Origin of the sequence: Bradyrhizobium stylosanthis, assembly GCF_001641335.1 — a bacterium.
GTDB classification, from domain to species: Bacteria; Pseudomonadota; Alphaproteobacteria; order Rhizobiales; family Xanthobacteraceae; genus Bradyrhizobium; species Bradyrhizobium stylosanthis.
On record NZ_LVEM01000003.1, the window covers coordinates 1,115,395 to 1,132,567 of the forward strand.

General features: G+C 65.2%; 12 protein-coding genes. 6 read left to right on the forward strand and 6 right to left on the reverse strand.

Features of this window, described 5'->3' with window-relative positions; all coding sequences use genetic code 11:
- The first annotated feature begins 36 nt into the window (after positions 1-36).
- Complete coding sequence (gene fliI / locus A7X65_RS25000) at positions 37-1,362, forward strand: flagellar protein export ATPase FliI (RefSeq protein WP_063690071.1); 1,326 nt, start codon at positions 37-39, stop codon at positions 1,360-1,362.
- Positions 1,363-2,316: 954 nt separating this feature from the next.
- Positions 2,317-2,964: a MarR family winged helix-turn-helix transcriptional regulator gene (locus A7X65_RS25005; RefSeq protein WP_063690074.1), complete on the forward strand. Its 648-nt coding sequence runs from the start codon at positions 2,317-2,319 to the stop codon at positions 2,962-2,964.
- A gap of 1,406 nt (positions 2,965-4,370) precedes the next feature.
- Here the strand turns inward: A7X65_RS25005 and A7X65_RS25010 are convergent.
- Positions 4,371-5,942, reverse strand: coding sequence for a porin (locus tag A7X65_RS25010; RefSeq protein ID WP_063690077.1), 1,572 nt, complete (start codon positions 5,940-5,942; stop codon positions 4,371-4,373).
- A gap of 549 nt (positions 5,943-6,491) precedes the next feature.
- On the opposite strand from A7X65_RS25010, the gene A7X65_RS25015 reads away from it, so the two are divergent.
- Positions 6,492-6,971: a MarR family winged helix-turn-helix transcriptional regulator gene (locus A7X65_RS25015; RefSeq protein WP_063690080.1), complete on the forward strand. Its 480-nt coding sequence runs from the start codon at positions 6,492-6,494 to the stop codon at positions 6,969-6,971.
- 98 nt (positions 6,972-7,069) lie between these two features.
- On the opposite strand, the gene A7X65_RS25020 is transcribed toward A7X65_RS25015, so the two are convergent.
- Positions 7,070-8,092, reverse strand: a complete 1,023-nt coding sequence (locus A7X65_RS25020; protein ID WP_347336389.1) for an alpha/beta hydrolase family protein — start codon at positions 8,090-8,092, stop codon at positions 7,070-7,072.
- Between the two features lie 861 nt (positions 8,093-8,953).
- Here A7X65_RS25020 and A7X65_RS25025 point away from each other — a divergent pair.
- Entirely contained in the window at positions 8,954-10,018 is a 1,065-nt protein-coding gene (locus A7X65_RS25025) for a ketopantoate reductase family protein (RefSeq protein ID WP_063690088.1), read from the forward strand.
- A 28-nt stretch (positions 10,019-10,046) separates the two neighbouring features.
- Here A7X65_RS25025 and A7X65_RS25030 read toward each other — a convergent pair whose 3' ends face one another.
- Positions 10,047-10,631 carry a LysE family translocator gene (locus A7X65_RS25030; RefSeq protein ID WP_063690090.1) on the reverse strand — a complete coding sequence of 195 codons (585 nt, stop codon included), beginning with the start codon at positions 10,629-10,631 and terminating at the stop codon, positions 10,047-10,049.
- Between the two features lie 492 nt (positions 10,632-11,123).
- Here A7X65_RS25030 and A7X65_RS25035 point away from each other — a divergent pair, with 492 nt between their 5' ends.
- Together A7X65_RS25035 and A7X65_RS25040 are read left to right on the forward strand one after the other, a co-directional pair.
- Positions 11,124-11,942, forward strand: a complete 819-nt coding sequence (locus A7X65_RS25035; protein ID WP_063690093.1) for a CxxCxxCC domain-containing protein — start codon at positions 11,124-11,126, stop codon at positions 11,940-11,942.
- A 103-nt stretch (positions 11,943-12,045) separates the two neighbouring features.
- Positions 12,046-13,563, forward strand: coding sequence for a helicase HerA domain-containing protein (locus A7X65_RS25040; RefSeq protein WP_063690096.1), 1,518 nt, complete (start codon positions 12,046-12,048; stop codon positions 13,561-13,563).
- Between the two features lie 152 nt (positions 13,564-13,715).
- On the opposite strand, the gene A7X65_RS25045 is transcribed toward A7X65_RS25040, so the two are convergent.
- Genes A7X65_RS25045 through A7X65_RS25055 form a run of 3 tightly spaced genes read right to left on the reverse strand, consistent with a single transcriptional unit; the run spans position 13,716 to position 17,124 of the window.
- Positions 13,716-14,456, reverse strand: a complete 741-nt coding sequence (locus A7X65_RS25045) for an ABC transporter ATP-binding protein (protein WP_063690099.1) — start codon at positions 14,454-14,456, stop codon at positions 13,716-13,718.
- On the reverse strand, positions 14,453-15,301 hold the full coding sequence (locus A7X65_RS25050; RefSeq protein WP_063690102.1) for an ABC transporter ATP-binding protein: 849 nt from the start codon (positions 15,299-15,301) through the stop codon (positions 14,453-14,455). Before A7X65_RS25050 ends, A7X65_RS25045 begins: the two co-directional genes overlap by 4 nt.
- Complete coding sequence (locus A7X65_RS25055) at positions 15,301-17,124, reverse strand: ABC transporter permease (RefSeq protein WP_063690105.1); 1,824 nt, start codon at positions 17,122-17,124, stop codon at positions 15,301-15,303. Before A7X65_RS25055 ends, A7X65_RS25050 begins: the two co-directional genes overlap by 1 nt.
- Positions 17,125-17,173: the final 49 nt, after the last annotated feature.

The following is a 17,173-nucleotide window of genomic DNA, read 5'->3' on the forward strand; positions in this document are numbered from 1 at the left end:
AGTGCGCCACGTGCGCAATGAGGGTGGACGGTTTCCTTGAACGCTCTTCGGCAACTCGAGTGGGCGCTGCTGGACCTTCAGCAGAGCACTCCCCTGGCCAGCGTCAGCGGCGCGATCTCCGAGATCGCGCCGACGCATTTTCGTGTCTCCGGCCTGTCGCGTTTCGTCAGACTGGGTGAGCTGATTGGGGTCAATTCCGGCGGCAAGCCCCAGATCGGCGAAGTGGTGCGGATCGACAGCGACGGCATCATCGCCAAGCCGTTCGACCGGCAGTTCGGCGGCGGCCTCGGCTCCGTCGCCTACCGGATGCCGCCATTGTCCTTCGCGCCCGATCCAAGCTGGAAGGGCCGCGTCATCAACGCGCTCGGCGCCCCGTTGGACGGACAGGGTCCGCTCACGCCGGGATCGCGCGCCGTCTCGGCGGAAGCCGAAGCACCGTCGGCCATGAAGCGGGCGCGCGTCCACAAGCCGCTGCGCACCGGCGTGCGCGTCATCGACCTGTTTTCCCCGATCTGCGCCGGCCAGCGCGTCGGCATCTTTGCCGGCTCCGGCGTCGGCAAATCGACGCTGCTCGCCATGCTGGCCCGCAGCCAGGGCTTTGACACCGTCGTGCTGGCCCTGGTCGGCGAGCGCGGCCGTGAGGTGCGCGAATTCATCGAGGACGTCCTCGGTCAAAACCGCAGCCGCGCGATCACCATCGTGTCGACGGGCGATGAGAGCCCGATGATGCGGCGGCTGGCGCCGAAGACGGCCATGGCAGTTGCCGAATATTTCCGCGATCGGGGCGAATCGGTCCTGCTGATGGTCGATTCGATCACCCGCTTTGCCCACGCCGCCCGCGAGGTCGCACTCGCCGCCGGCGAGCCCGCCGTGGCGCGCGGCTACGCGCCGACGGTATTCACCGACCTGCCGCGCCTTCTCGAGCGCGCCGGCCCGGGCGAAGAGGGATCTGGCACGATCACCGGCATTTTCTCCGTGCTGGTCGACGGCGACGATCATAACGAGCCGATCGCCGACACCATCCGCAGCACGCTCGACGGCCACATCGTGCTCTCCAGGCATATCGCCGACCAGGCGCGCTATCCGGCCGTGGACGTACTGGCCTCGGTCTCCCGCCTCGCCCACAATGTCTGGGACCCCGAAGAGCGCGAATTGGTGAGCAAGCTGCGCACCATGATCGCCAAATACGAGGACACGCGCGACCTGCGCCTGATGGGCGGATACCAGGCGGGGCGCGATTCGGGCCTCGACCAGGCGGTCGACATGGTGCCGCGGATCTACAGCGCGATGCGGCAGGACGCTTCGGCGCCGCCGAGCGCCGACCCCTTCCGCGAACTGCGGGACATGCTCAAGGGCGAGTAAAGCGCGCGGCGATCCCGCGGGATCGCCGGCTCGCACTAGAGCGTTGTTTGCGCGCGATCTTTCCGGCGAACCGCAGCGTATTTTTACGGATCATGCGTGGGCCGGCCGAGATGGGCGCGCATCGCCCATGATGCGGCCTTGCTCATTATTTCGACAGCCGGTCACTACGTGCCGCCGCGGCGCCGCGGCATGCGCGCGAACGACGGCCATCGCTTCCGCGCGCGAGGCACCTCAACCGTTCGGATGAGCATGACCGGGCGGGTGGCGGTCGAATCCCCGATTCTCCGAATCGCGCCCACAACAACCGCCACGTGTAATTCCTGCGGGTTCCCTCAGGCTATTTCCCCGTAAAACCCACAAGTTGTGGATGACTCGTCGATGCGTAGTGTCCCGGTCGTGCACAAGCATCGATCAATTTGCATCACCAACGGACAACAACATGTCGTGCAATCAAACCGTCGTATAGTTGCGCGCATGCTGTTGCAGGACAACGTATTGCGTTCACTATCATGTGTCCGTAAGAGCGAGATTGTCTTGAACGTTACATTCGTCTGCAACGACACCCAGTCAGCGAGAGCCTCTCTACTTGATTTTGTTGAGAAGCTCATTCATCGTTTCGGGCGGAAGATAAGAAACGTCTGCGTGTGACTTGAACTTCAGGGGCTTCGGTTGAACAATTCCGATCCATCGTCCGGCTGTGACGGCAACTCGGGCTTGCGTTCGACGGCGTCGCGGTTGGCATACCATCAGCGGCATAGTCTCTGGCGCCGGACTTCGTGGCGCCCTTCGGTCCAAACCGGACGAGCAGCAGTGCAGGCCTTCGCACAAGAGCCCGACACGACGTGCGCATCGCACATCGCCGGTCGCCAGGCTTCTTGCGGCAAATTCGTGCGTCATGGCGAAGAGCGGCTTCGGGCCGCGACACACGACATTCCCGGGGCGAGGTAGGAATCCATGCCGTTGGCAAGAGAGGCCGTCGAGCTGCTGGTTCAGGCGGCGCGGGCTTGGTATTTCGAAGGCAATCAGCATGGATTGCGCGACCGGGAATGGATGGCGCTGCGTTTCCTCGGCCGCGCCAACAGGTTTTCGCGCACACCGTCCGCGCTCGCCGGCTTCATCGGCGCCACCAGGGCGACTGCATCGCAGATCGTGAAAACGCTGGAGGGCAAGTCCTTTCTCGTGCGCAAGCCGTCGCATGAGGACAAGCGTTCGGTGGTGCTTCACGTCACCGCGCAAGGCGAGAAGTGTCTCAGTCAGCACGATCCGATCAACCACGTGGTGAACGCGGTCACGTCGCTCGGCACCGACGAGTGCATTCGCTTGCGCGACTCGCTGCGGGAGATTCTCAATCACCTCGACGCTGCGCATCAGCGTCTCGACGCCAGCATCTGCCGCGACTGCATGTTTCTGGCCGAGCGCGGCCCGGGCATCGGCCCGGCCGCCGCAAAGGGGCGCACAACCGCCGAGTTCATGTGCCGGTTGTATCGCGCCCCTGTTTCGCTCGAGGAGACCGAGCTGCTCTGCACCAGTTTCGAGCGCACCCGCGACCGCCCCAAGATCGAGGAGCATCTCGACCGCGCGCGCGTGGCGAGCCAAGGCTGAGGCGTGTCCCGCCTCCGGGCGGGAAAATTCGGCAAGGCCTGCGGAGAGATCCGCGGCCATGCGCGACTCACTGATATCATCGGGAAATAGCGGCACTGCACTCCGCAACGCATCGCCGGGGCGCTGCGTCCGGGGCCCGAGAACAGCGAGTGACCGACACTCTTCCGGCTCATCATTGCGACTTGTCCGCCGCAGCCTCTGGCGAAGGCGGAAGCAGCCAGCCGCGGTGCCGTAGGGTGGGCAAAGGCGCGGAGCGCCGTGCCCACGTGCCGTAATGATACGCATGATCGTGGGCACGCTTCGCTTTGCCCACCCTGCGATGCCCGAGTTTGTGGCAAGCCGCTTCCCATCGTCATTGCGAGCGCAGCGAAGCAATCCAGAGTCTTTCCGCGGAGGGATTCTGGATTGCTTCGCTGCGCTCGCAATGACGGAGTGTGAGATAACACTGCAGTTCTCCGACACCCACTCGTAGGATGGGTAGAGCGAAGCGAAACCCATCACGCATCCGCTTCGCCGGAGCATGATGGGTTTCGCAAGTGCTCTACCATCCTGCGAACTCGCGGACACACCTCCGCAGCCTCGCGGCGCAATTCGCCCGAGCTTTGCCTGGTCACTCCACCCTCTTGAGCCAAGAGGGCGCAGGGAAGGCCGGGTGCTGACCTCGCACCCGCGGTCCGCTGCGCGAAGATGTAGCGCAAAGGAACCGCACAGCAGCATACAGGTGGTGCCAATCACTCGGCCTTCCCTGCGCGATGGTCGGACGGCTTATGCCGTGCTCTCCCGGGAGCCGAATTCCTTCTGGCCTCCCTCACCCCAGCGAAAGTCGCCAGCGCCGCGCCGGTTGACGCGATCGCCGCCTCCGCAAGAGCTTGGCCGTAGCAACGACGGCCAGGACCACACGGTTTTGCCGTACGCGCGGTCCGCCATGTTCGCCGCGGGATTCGTCGACGTTGTGCACGTTGCCGCCGACCCCTTGGCGAGACGAACCTGTCAGCGCCGTTCGTCTACGCGATACCGAGGGCTCACGGAGAGCAATCCGCCCTGCCCTCAGGCCTTCGCGCCCGACGCTGCCGCGTCCACCGCAAGCCCGGCTCGCGACAATGACGATCACATGATCGCCCCTCAAGGATGAGCCGGGATGGGCGAGACGTACGACAAATCCGAATTTCGGTAAAGCGGAATATTTTTGGCGGAGCGGATTGACAGCGATACGAAACAGGCCGGTCCCGTAGCCCGGATGAGCGCAGCGACATCCGGGATCCTCGCGAGCGACGTCCCGGGTATCGCTGCGCTCACCCGGGCTACGAAACGCACACTACGGGACAGCAGTCCTGCCGCCATCCGCGCGAACAAAAAAACACCCGGCGGTTGCCCGCCGGGTGTTCGCTTCAATCTTTCGACCGAAATTACCAGTTGCGCTGGGCGCGGAGCAGCAGGGTGATGCTGTCCTGGTCCTTCAGCTCGTACAGAGCGGCCGGCTTGGCCGTCGTACCGGCACCGGCGTAGCCGACAGTGCCCGAGTACTTCTGGTCGAGATGGGTCCAGTTCAGGTCGCCCGAGAACGTCAGGTTCTTGACCGGAGTCCAGCGGGTGATCAGGCCGATCTGGCCGACCGCGAAGTCAGGGTTACAACCCGTGACGCCAGCCAGGCCGCCGAAGACGCCGCCAGCACCGCCGGCGCCGCAGAGAGCGGTCTTGGCCAGCGAGCCGTACTGCGCCTGAGCGTAGGCACCGTAGAGCGCGGTGTTCCAGTACGGATCCCAGTTGTGGGTGTACGCGCCGCGGAAGCCCCAGGTCTTGACGGTTTCCTGCGAAGAGCCCGTGATGAACACGGTGTCCGGAGCATAGGCGAAGCCAACGCTCTGGTAGGCAACGCCGGAGCTGCCGAACATCGAGTACGAGCTGCCCGCCAGGTTCTGGAAGTTGTAGCGGGTCGCACCGTCGGTGTAGACGGCCGACACGTTGATCACGTCACCCGCGCCGGTCGGGATGTTCTTGATCGACAGAGCGAGCTGAACCGCCCAGCCCCACTTGTCGTCGGGGTGACCGGTGTTCTCGGTCGCACCGTAATAGGCAACGTGGTTGTCGTGCGCGGCGATCGACGCCTGGAACAGACCCCAGGCCTGGTCGACGCGGACCATACCGACGAGGTTCGGCGAACGGCTGCCGCCGATGGCGTTGGAGCCGTAGGTGCCGCCGATCATGCTGGTCGCGGTCGCGCCAGTCAGGTTGACGTTGCCGGCCTGATAGTAGGCCGTCGCGTCTTCCGCCGAGAACGCCGCCGTCACGCCCTGACCGAAGTCAGCGGTGTAGGTGAACTGGGTGACGCCAGTGACCGTGCCGGAGCCGCCGACGAGACCGTCGAAGTTGTTGCCGGGATAGTTGGTCCAGGGCGCGTCGAACTGCGACACGGCCTTACCCATGGTGAAGCCGGCGAACTGGATGAAGGCGTAGTACACGCCGAGCGAACCGGCCGAGGTGTTGCCGTCGGTGCCGTTGATCGACGAACCAACGAGCGCCGGCGTTGCGCCGGAGGTGTTGAGGCCGAGGTTGCCGGTGTAGACGGTGGAGCCGGTCGCGGAGCCCGAACCCTGGTAGCCGCCGGTGGTCCAGGTGAACACGCCGTCGAAGAAGGTACGGACGACGCCGTACTCGGTCGCGGTGCGCGTGTCGATATTGAGGTCTTCACGAGCGCGCATGGTGTAGTAGTTGCTCAGGCGGTTGTGCGCACCGGCCGGGGAGCCGTTGGCAGCGCCGTAGGAGCTGTTGGTGCCCAGCGCGACTTCGGCGCGGAGGTAACCACCGAGCTTGATGCAGGTGTCGGTGCCCGGGATGTAGTAGAAGCCGGCGCCGTACAGCGAGCAGATCTTCACGTATTCGACCGCCTTGGCCTTCACGGGAAGGTCGGCAGCGAACGCACCGGTAGCGGCCATCAGGCCGGCTGCCGATCCGAGAAGAAGCGTCTTCGTAAACTTCATTAGTAAACCTCCAGGTGGTCGGTTCAGGGGGCTCGGCTCCTCGCTGGAGGCCGCGTTACCCACATCAATTTCCGTTCAATTCAGGTCCGCACTGAAGGTCCGGACTGAAACGACAGCGAGGTGCCCCCCCTCCGTCGTGCTTCACGTATAGTTTATAAAAACAATCGTCTCAATTCATTGATTTGATGAAGGGCCCGTTTCGACGGAACATGTTGCCTGCAAGCAACAGCCTGATTTGACGGCCAGAGAGCTGTTGTAATCAAAAAGAAAAAGCCCTCAGGGGGCATCCCGAGGGCTTTCTTGGAGGTCTCACATTACTGGCTGTCGATTTGATCAATAGCCGCAAACTTTGAGTGGGATGAGACGTAACTCAATTAATTGATTTTTGCAAGCATTATTCACTCGGGTGGTTTCACCGACGCGATATCGGCGCGCGATCGGCCTGCAACTTCAGCGCGCTATCCGCGAGACACACGCAAGATATCTCGATACAAGAGCTGTTTTGACGCATCTGCCTGATTTTCCCTTGCTTGCTGATTCCGGGACCCCATGAGCGAGAAGCGACTCGACAGAGCGATTACGGACTTCATCTGGAACGTCGTCGAGATTCACTCCCAGCTCGAGGACATCCACACCAGTTGGGCCGCACTGCTGGGCATCACCGAGCCGCAGTGGCTGATCCTGATGGCCATCACGGAGCTGGACGAAGGCCGCGGCGTCGCCGGAATCGACATCGCGAACAAGCTGCGGATTCACCCGGCCTTCGTGACCAACCAGACCAAGGCTCTCGAGAAGGCCGGATTCCTGTCGCGACGGCCGGCAGCCGACGATGCCCGTTTCGTTCTGATGTCGCTGACGGAAAAGGCGACGACGGAAATCGAGAAGCTCTCCAAAAGAAGGCTCGCGCTCAATTCGACCATGTTCAACGAGCTTGACGAGAAGACCCTGGCCGACCTGAATGCCGCGCTCGCGACGATTGCCAAGAATGCCCGGCTCGCCGCGCGACTGCTGGCTATCGACGTGTCGTGATCCGCAAGCCCTTCCTGACACAACCCAGGCGCGACCGATGATGAAGAAGCGCCGGTGCGCTTCGTGATGCGTTCCGGCCCGATCTCCGACCGTGCTTCCTAGAGATAGGTTACGGGATCGAGCCGATGGCCGGCCCCGAGCTTGCCGTCGAGCCATTCGACGATGAAATCATCCACCGCGATGAAGTTGTCGACTTCGCCCCTGGGGTACGCGATGCGGTTCGGCACGACGACCGAGCAATCCGCTCCGGCCCGCCGATAACCGGCTTGCAGCTCCAGCGCCTCTTGTTCCCGCACCATCGAGCGATCGCCAACGACGACGAGAAGCGGACAGGCGATCCGGCGCGGCGGCATCGACGAATCGGCCGGGCTTGCGTCGTGGACGGACTGCCCGACGCCGGTCATCCAGCGAACCGAAGCCCGGCGCATCACCGACGTCACCAGACCGCCGTCGCACACGGCGGCGGCTATCCTGCGATCGAGGAGCGCAAGGCGGGAGGCATGACGGGCGCCCGTCCCCTCGCCGTAGATCGCGATCCGCTGCGAGTCGACATCCGGACGAGCGTCCAGATAGTCCATCCAGCACTGGATAATATGTTGCGGCTTCAACAGGCGGGGCGCAGGCGAATGCTCGGCATCGACGAGCAGGAGCGACATCTTCCGGCGCAGCGAGGCGGGCAGAAGCCTGCTCATCATCGAGGCCAGCGGGATGTTCTCGTCGGCGATACAGATGACCGTGGAGGCGGATGGGCCGCCACGGAGTGCCGGCAGGAAGTAGCCGGTCAGCGCAGCACCATCGAAGCCGTCGATCTCCACGCGCTCGATCGCCGGATCGGCCTCGTCCGAGAAGCTTCTGAGGCTGAGGCCGACCTTGTCCGCGAGGTCGCTGGCCGCGAGATCTCCCGGGCAGGACAGGGTTCGCGCCACTTCGAATGCCGTCAGCGAACACATCCAGGCTTCGCGCGCAATCCGGTCGGAACCACTTGCACGCGCGAACTCGGCCGAGGTCCAATAGTCTTCCGCGACCCTCAACCAGTCCGAAAGCCACAGCTGCCTGTGCGTCTCACGCGCAAGCTCCGCGACGGACAGGCTCTCGAAGAATTCGGACGCGCGTTTCCGCAAGCGTACCAGACTTCCACCGGCGCCATCGCAGGAGCCGTGAGGCCAATGATCACCTTCCATTTTATTCCCCGAACGGCGCTGTCAGCGATTGTCCAGCGCAGCGCCGTGCACGTCAGCTCGATGCGGCCGCAAGCATACTTGATCGAATCCGCCGGGCTGACGTGTGCAGATGAAGTCCGCGTCGGGCCCCCATCCGATGATGATTCCTTTTTCACTTCGCGACAGCGAAGGCATGGACCGAAGCGGCATGTCGCCCCGACGAACCGGCTTCAACATCAATTCCACGCCGGCTCCAACTCAATCGTCACGTCTCAGCTCCGTTGCTGATGCATAGTCTAAGGCCCCACGCCACTCTGCCATTTTTGCGGTCCAGCAGTTGTATTTTTTTGTTGCGATCAATGACCAAAGTTTGGCTGCCGTTTGATGACAGAACAGGCACGACCATCCCGATGCTCATCGCGATTTTCTTATGGCCGACTGAATCGCGCCGCCAATCACGATCATGCGGGGCGATGCGACGGATTGCCGCTCGATCGATGCGAGCTGTCGAAGTTCGCGAAAACTGAGAAAACGATTCTCCGTTCGCCGCACACAACGCGTGACGACGTCTATCGCTGCACGATGAACCGGACGACATTCCGGGCTTCGCCGAATTAGCTTGCTTGGAGCAAGGACAACCATGCGCAGACACCTGGCGTCATAATTCCGTCGTCGGCGGCCGGACGGGTGGGTCCGGTCCAGTGGTCCCTTGTATGCATTATCCCAGTTGCCATCCTCGGCCACTTCGCCTTACATGCCGGCAACCCGCCCTGGAACGACGGCCGGGGCGCAAAAATCACCGACATTTCCAAGGGACGAAGCATGGCACGTAACATATTGATTCTCGGAGCTTCCTACGGCTCCCTGCTCGGCACGAAGCTGCTGATGGCCGGGCACAATGTGACCCTGGTCTGCCGTGCCAAGACCGCCGAGCTCATCAATCGCGACGGTACAGAGGTCCGCATCAAGTTGCGCGACGAGGCGGTACACCGGGCTATCTTCTCGCGCGACCTGCCCGGCAAGCTCGACGCGGTGACGCCGGGCGACGTCGATCTCAAGCGCTACGATCTGGTCGGCCTTGCGATGCAGGAGCCGCAATACACCAACCACACCGTGCGCGTGCTCATGGTCAAGATCGCCGCGGCGAAGCTGCCTTGCCTGTCGATCATGAACATGCCGCCGCTGCCCTATCTGAAGCGGATCCCGGCACTCGCCGACATGGATCTGGAAGAGGCCTATACCAATGCCCAGGTGTGGGAGCGATTCGAGCCGGGCCTTGTGACGCTGTGCTCGCCCGATCCGCAGGCCTTCCGTCCGCCGGAGGAAGCCGCGAACGTGCTTCACGTCGGGCTGCCCACCAATTTCAAGGCATCGGCCTTTGCCGACGAGAAGCACAACAAGGTGCTGCGCGAGCTGGAGGCCGACATCGACGCGGTGACGCTCGACGGCCATGACGTGCCGGTGAAGCTGAAGGTTTTCGATTCCCTGTTCGTGCCGCTGGCGAAATGGTCGATGCTGCTCACAGGCAATTACCGCTGCATCACGCCGCACGATCCGCAGTCGATCCGCGACGCCGTGCACGGCGATCTGAAGCGCTCGCAGACGATCTACGACCATGTCGATGCCATCGCCCGCCGCCTCGGCGCCGATCCGCAGGACCAGGTGCCGTTCGCGAAATACGCCAAGGCCGCCGAAAGCCTGTTGAAGCCGTCATCGGCCGCGCGCGCGGTCGCGAGCGGCGCGCCCTTCATCGAGCGCGTCGATTTGCTGGTGAAGCTGATCTCGCATCAGCTCGGCGTGCCCAATCCCGAGATTGATCGCACGGTCGACACCGTGGATCAGAAGCTGAACGAGAAGATCGTGCAGGGCGGATCCGGCGCGCAGTAGCGCGCCGCGTCCAACCGCGCGCCGGCGATCACGCGCCGAGAAGCGACTGAAGCCAGATCAGGCCGGTCACGGCGACGAGCGTGACCGCGCCGGCGCGGGTGATCAGGTCTGGACGCCCGAGCCGCCGGGCGCCGCGACCGAGCGCAGCCCCCAGCGTCACCCAGCTCGCTCCCGCCGTGACGATCAGGAGCGCGATCACGCCGAACCAGGGCAACAGCTCGAACAGTCCAGCCTGCAGCGGCAGCAGCAGGAAGGCAAACACCATCGCCTTCGGATTGAGCAGCGTGGCGAGCAGCACCTGCCCGAACTGCACGGGCGCGCCGGCGCGCAGCTCGTTCGCGCGGAAACGCCAGAGCACGACGGCAAGGCCGAGGATGTAGACGGTCACGGCCCCGCGGAGCGCGACAGCCGCGACCGGGATATTGCTCAGGACCGGACCGAGCGCCAGCCGCGCCAAGACGATCGCCAGCAGATAACCGCACAGCTCCGCCGCCAGCAAATGCAGCGAGCGCGAGATACCGACCCCCGCCCCCGATGTCGCGAGCAGGGTGTTGGTCGGACCGGGCAAGGCCAGCATGAAGCAGGAGGCGGTGAGGAAGGCCAGAAAACTCATGCGCCCAGCTAACTGATCACGAGCTCACGCGCCTTGATCTGCGTCATTGGACGCAAGCGAGCGGAACGCCGATTCCGCTGGCTTCGCGCGGCACTGTTCCGGGTGTGGCGCTGACGTCACCGCTGCCCGATCACGCGATCGTGTCGCCGTCGCGGAGCTCCTGAGCGCCGCTGCAATATCACGTGTGCGTGAGAGCAACGCACTTGATCTCGTCGCGCGGCAGCGTAAGGCAGCTAAAAACGTGGTGTTTCCGTGTGAACACAACGAAAGCGCGGCGAATTCTGCTCTCGTCCTGCATGCGGACACCCTCAGTCGCCGCTGCGTGATCCTTCATTTGCGCAAGGCCGCATGCACGCGCAGCGGGCAGCTCGCCTTGCCTCGCGCCATGGCGTGAGCAAGATCGTTTTTCAGATCAGTTATTTTTCAACTGCTTTTTCAGGCATCGATTTGCGATGCCTGCGTTGGTGTTCCAGAAGAACAAGAGAAGAAGCGATGGACCAGGCGATGCTGAGCGTCGTCCGCGCGGTCGAGGCGGGCGCGACGACGATGAAGGGCGTCATCGACGCCACCGGCCTCTCCCGTCTCAAGATCGAACGCGCGCTGACCGCGCTGGAAAAACAGAAGCTGCTGGTCCGCGACGGCCAGGGTTTTCGGGCCACCGGCCTGCCGAAGACGGCGCGGCCCGCCCGGGAATGCGGATCGTGCAACGCCTGCTGCGATATCCTCGAGGTTGCCGGCGTCGACAAGCCGGTGAACCAGCTCTGCCGGCATTGGCAGACAGGGACCGGATGCACCATCTACGAGCGCCGTCCGCAGATGTGCCGGTCCTTTGTCTGCGCCTGGCTGCAGGGCCATCTCGACGACGACTGGTTCCCCGCGAAGTCGGGCATCGTGGTCCATTTCAGCCAGGATGCCGTCAACGTCACGGTCGACGACGATTGCCCCGATCGCTGGCGCGAGGAGCTCTACTTCAACAAGCTCGCCGAATGGTCGCTGAACGGGATCAGGCGGATCGGAAATCGCGGCTATGCGACCCTGATTGTCTCGGGGGCCGAGCGGTTCCTGCTGCTCGGGCGCACCGTCGTTCCCGAGCCGACGTCGTTCGGCACCGCGTTCCTGCCCCTCGCAGCCGACACCTTCGCCTTCTGGCGGGCGAGATCACCGGGGCACCTGCAGCGTCTGCACGAGCGCATCGCCGAGATCGAGCGTATCCGGCAGGAATTCGGCTCGTGCGCCATCCCTGCGAACGAGGACGACGATCCGCAGGCCCCCTACCGGCCCGCACTTCTACGGTTGTCCGGTCACGCCTGAACGCCGCCGTGGGCAACGCCGCCTGATTCGCGCCGGAGCGCTCGACGCGCCCCGGCCGGGTTGGTAAGCCGCTGTCCGCGAATGGAAGGGCTTGAGTCGGGACATGACGGTTGCGATCGAGATGGGGCTGACCACGGCAGGCGCCGCGGCCGCCATGGACCTCGAGGAACTCCTGGCGACCCGTCTCCTGGTGCAGGGCAATTCAGGCTCCGGCAAGTCGCATCTGCTGCGGCGCCTGCTGGAGCAGAGCGCGCCCTGGGTGCAGCAGGCCATCATCGATCCCGAAGGCGACTTCGTCACGCTGGCCGAGCGCTTCGGCCATCTCGTGATCGACGCCGAGGATCACACCGAGCGCGGCCTCCAGGTCGCCGGCGAGCGCGCGCGGCTGCATCGGGTCTCCACCGTGCTCAATCTCGAGGGCCTCGACGCCGAGAACCAGATGCGGCGCGCCGCCGCCTTCCTCGGCGGGATGTTCGACGTCGACCGCGACCATTGGTACCCGATGCTGGTGGTGGTGGACGAGGCGCAGCTGTTCGCGCCGGCGGTCGCCGGTGAAGTCTCGGACGAAGCGCGAAAGCTCTCGCTCGGAGCCATGACCAATCTGATGTGCCGCGGCCGCAAGCGCGGCCTTGCCGGCATCATCGCAACCCAGCGCCTGGCCAAGCTCGCCAAGAATGTCGCGGCCGAAGCCTCGAACTTCCTGATGGGCCGCACCTTCCTCGACATCGACATGGCGCGCGCCGCCGATCTGCTCGGCATGGAGCGGCGGCAGGCCGAAGCGTTCCGGGATCTCGAGCGCGGCCAGTTCATGGCGCTGGGGCCCGCGCTGTCGCGCCGTCCGCTGCGCCTGAACATCGGCCCGACCGATACCTCCCCGCGCAACTCCACGCCGCGGCTGATGCCGCTGCCGGAGGCGGCGACGGAAGAGATGCGCGCGGTGATCCTGGCCGCGCCGCCGCCGGACGCCAGCCGCCCGCAGCGCCGGCCGGCGCCGGACCTGCTCGAGCAGCTCCGCGCCGCCAAGGCGGCCGCGGTGCCGGAGGTGCGCGCGGAGCCGATCGAGGTGCCGGTCAGCGCCGAGGAGCTCGCCGAGCGGCGCGAGCGCGTCGATCGTACGCTGCGCGCCGTGCTCGCCGAGCCCGACGCCGGTTTTCGCGCGATCGGCGTGCTGTACCAGGAATTCGTGGTCCGCTGCCGCATCGAGGGGCTCGGCTCTGCGGTGCCCGATCTCAACGAATTCCGCCGCATGCTGACGCATGCGCGCGCCGGGCTCGGCACCGATCTCGCCGATGACGACGCCTGGCAGGAGGTGTCGCTGCGCGCCTCGATCCTGCCCGACGACATGCAGGGCGTGTTCATGATGATCGCGCGGGCCGCTAAGGAAGGCTGGCCCTGTCCCGGCGACGCCGCGATCGCCCGCGCCTACGGCTCGCACTCGCTGCGCCGCGCGCAGCGCCTGCTCGGCTACATGGAGGAGCAGGGCCTGATCGTGGTCCAGCTCGACGGCGGCGGCCGCCGGTTCGTGACGCTGGTGGAGCTGGCCTGGGCGACCGCGCCGGGCGATCCCAATGGCGACGAGCAGCCGCCGGCCGAGCCAGCAGCTCGCGCAGCTTCGGCGTAATACGAGATGGACGTCGTCATGCCCTAGCCGTCCGAAGGACGGCGTCGCTTCCGCTCGCCTATGCCCGGGCATCCACGTTCTGCGTGCCGGGAAGCAAGACGTGGATGGCCGGGTCAAGCCCGGCCATGACGTGGAGAGGTCAGCGCACTGCGTCAGGCGGCCTCAGAACCACCGAGATAGGCGTCGCGCACCCTGGGATCGTCCTTCAGCGCGCGCGCCGGACCCGACAGCACGATCTTGCCGGTCTGAAGTACGTAGGCCTCGTGCGCGATCTCGAGCGCGAGGCTGGCGTTCTGCTCGACCATGAACACCGACACGCCCTCCTGGTTGATGGTGCGGATCAGCTCCAGCACACGGTCGACGTAGAGCGGCGACAGGCCCATGGTCGGCTCGTCCATCACGATCATCCTGGGACGGCTCATCAGCGCGCGCGCCATCGCCACCATCTGCTGCTCGCCGCCGGAGAGCGAGCCTGCGCGTTGCGACAGCCGCTGGCCGAGTTTCGGGAACAGGGTCAGCATCCTCTCGAGATCCTGCGCGACCGCGTCGCGGTCGTTGCGCACGAAGGCGCCCATCAAAATGTTCTCGCGCACGCTCATGTCGGCGAACAGGCGCCGCGCCTCCGGCACCGAGGCGATGCCGCGGCGGACGATCTGCGGCGTCGTCAGCCCGATCAGCGAGGCGCCGTCGAACGTGACATCGCCGGAACGCGGCTTCACCAGGCCCAAAATGATCTTCATCGTCGTGGACTTGCCGCTGGCATTGCCGCCGAGCAGGCAGACGATGTGGCCGCGCGCGACCGTGATCGACAGGTCGAAATGCACCTGGGCCTGGCCGTAGAAGGTATTGACGCCGGACAGCGCCAGCAGCGGTTCGGGTGTGCTCGCCGTCATGCCGCACTCTCCTGTTCCGCCGTGCCCGACAGTCCGTGGCCGAGATAGGCCTCGATCACCTTGGGATCGGTGCGAACCTCCTCGCCCGGCCCTTCCGCGATCTTCTTGCCCTCGTCCATGACGATGACACGGTCGGACAGCCGCATCACCATCTCCAGCTTGTGCTCGATCAGGAGGATGGTCAGCCCCTCGGCCTTCAATTCGGCGACGAGCGCCTGCATCTCCGCCGTCTCGGTCGGGTTCATGCCGGCGGTGGGCTCATCGAGCAGCAAGAGGCGCGGCTTGAGCGCGAGCGCGCGCGCGATCTCGACGCGGCGGCGGTTGGCGTAGGACAGGCTATAGGCCGGCTGGCCGATGCGCGGCAGCAGCCGCTCGCCGAAGCGGGCGAGGATGACTTTCACCTCCTCGCGCAGCCGCTCCTCCTCGGCCCTGACGCTGGAGGGACGCAGCAGCGCGAGGCCCAACTCCAGCAGCGGGCCGATCACCGGCACGGCCGGCTTCACCGCCCGCAGCCGTGTGTGCGCGCCGATCAACACGTTGTCCATGACGCTGAGATTGCCGAAGACGCGGCCGAGCTGGAACGTGCGCGCGATGCCTTCGGCCGCAAGACGCTCCGGCGACAGGCCGGTGATGTCCCGGCCTTCGAAGTGGACAGTGCCGGCATCGGGCCGGTCGAGCCCGGTCACGAGATTGAACAGCGTGGTCTTGCCGGCGCCGTTCGGACCGATGATGCTGATCAGCTCGCCTTTGGCGAGATCGAGGTCGATGGCATCGACGGCGGTGAGGCCGCCGAAGCGGCGCGTCAGCCCGCGCAGCGACAGCATAGATGTGTGCTGCTCCGCCATCAGATCGTCCCCAGCAGGCCTTGCGGCCTGAACCGCACCAGCAGCAGGAGCACGATGCCATAGATCAGGATGCGATACTCCGCCGCGATCCGGAAGACCTCGGGCAGGCCGACCAGCGCCACCGCCCCGACGATGGCGCCGACCACGTTGCCGAGGCCGCCGAGGATGACGACCGTCAGCGCCAGGATGGATTGCTGCGTGTTGAAGGTCTCGTGGTTGATGTAGGAATAGAGATGCGCGGCAATGCCGCCGCTGACGCCGGCCGCGAAGCCGCCGAAGATGAAGGCGAGCGACTTGTAGCGGTTGAGGCTGAGGCCATAGGCGCGCGCGGCGATGTCGTCGTCGCGGATCGCGCGAAAGCTGCGGCCGAGATGCGATGTGAGCAACCGCCCCTGCAGCAGCGCCAGCACGGCCATCACCACGAAGCTGAACCAGTAGATCGAGGACGGGCTGATCAGGTCATAGCCGAACAGCGACAGCGGCGGGATGCCGGAGATGCCGATCGGGCCGCGCGTCACGCTTTCCCAGTTCAGGATCACCAGCGACACGATCTCGCCGATCGCGAGCGTCGCGATCGAGACGTAGTGCCCGCGGAGGCGGAAGGACGGCGAGATCAGCAGCGTGCCGAGCGCGGCGCTCATCAGGCCGCCTCCGATCACGGCAAGGCCCACGGGGACGTTGAGGGTCAGCGACAGCAGCGCCGACGTATAGGCGCCGATCGCGAGCAGCGCGGCGTGTCCGAGCGAGACTTGCCCCATGGTGCCCGCGACCAGTGTCAGGCTCAGCGCGAGCATGCCGAGCAGCCAGGCATTGATCAGGGTCTGGAGCACGTAGAAGGACACAGGGAAGAACGGCAGGATCGCGAAGATCGCGGCGGCGACCGCAAGAGCCCAGCGCGGAATACGGACGGGGCGGCTCGGCGCAATAAAAGTGCCGGTGAGCGGCTCGGGCGGCGCCTGGCGCGCGCTGGCGAACAGGCCGTTCGGGCGCAGCACAAGAACGACAACGAGCAGCAGGAAGGCGAACAGGTTGCGATAGCTGGTGCCGAACACGGCCACGCCATAGCTCTCGACCAGGCCGAGCAGCAGGCTCCCGATCACCGCGCCGGGCACGTTGCCGGCGCCGCCGACGACTTCGGCGACGACGCCTTTCAGCGTCGCCTGCAGGCTCATCGCGGTGTCGATCTGGTTGTAATACATGCCGACCAGCATGCCGGAGACGCCGCCGAGCGCGGCGGCAATGCCGAACACCGCCTGATTGACCCGGTTGACGTCGACGCCCATCTGCATGGCCGCATCGCGGTCCTGCGAGGCCGCGCGCACCGCCCAGCCGAGCTTGGAGTAGCGCAGGAACACGAACAGCAGCAGCGCACTGGTGAGGCCGACACCAGCAATGAGCAGATCAAGAGGTCCGATGGTGCCGCCGCCGACCTGGAAGCGAACATCCGGCAACTGGCTCGGCAGCGCGCGCGGATTGGGCGAGAACGTCAGCATCACCAGCTGATCGAGCACGAAGCTGATGCCGATCGTTGCCAGCAGCGGTGCGATGCGCACCGAGTTCTGCAGCGGACGCAGGCCGAACCGCTCGATGATCAGCCCGACGATGGCGGCGGCGGCCGCCACCACGATGATGGTGAGCGGCAGCGGCGTATGCAGCTGCACCACCGCGACCCAGCCGATATAGGCGCCGACCAGATAGATCGAGCCCTGCGCGAAGTTGATCAGCCGGCTGACGCCGAAGATCAGCGCAAGCCCGACCGCAACGAGCGCGTAGACATTGCCGACGATCAGCCCGTTGATGGTGTAGTCGAGCCAGGAAGACACGCTTGAGCCCCGCGTCGAGAGGAAAGCGGCCGGAGCCCCCGCTCCGGCC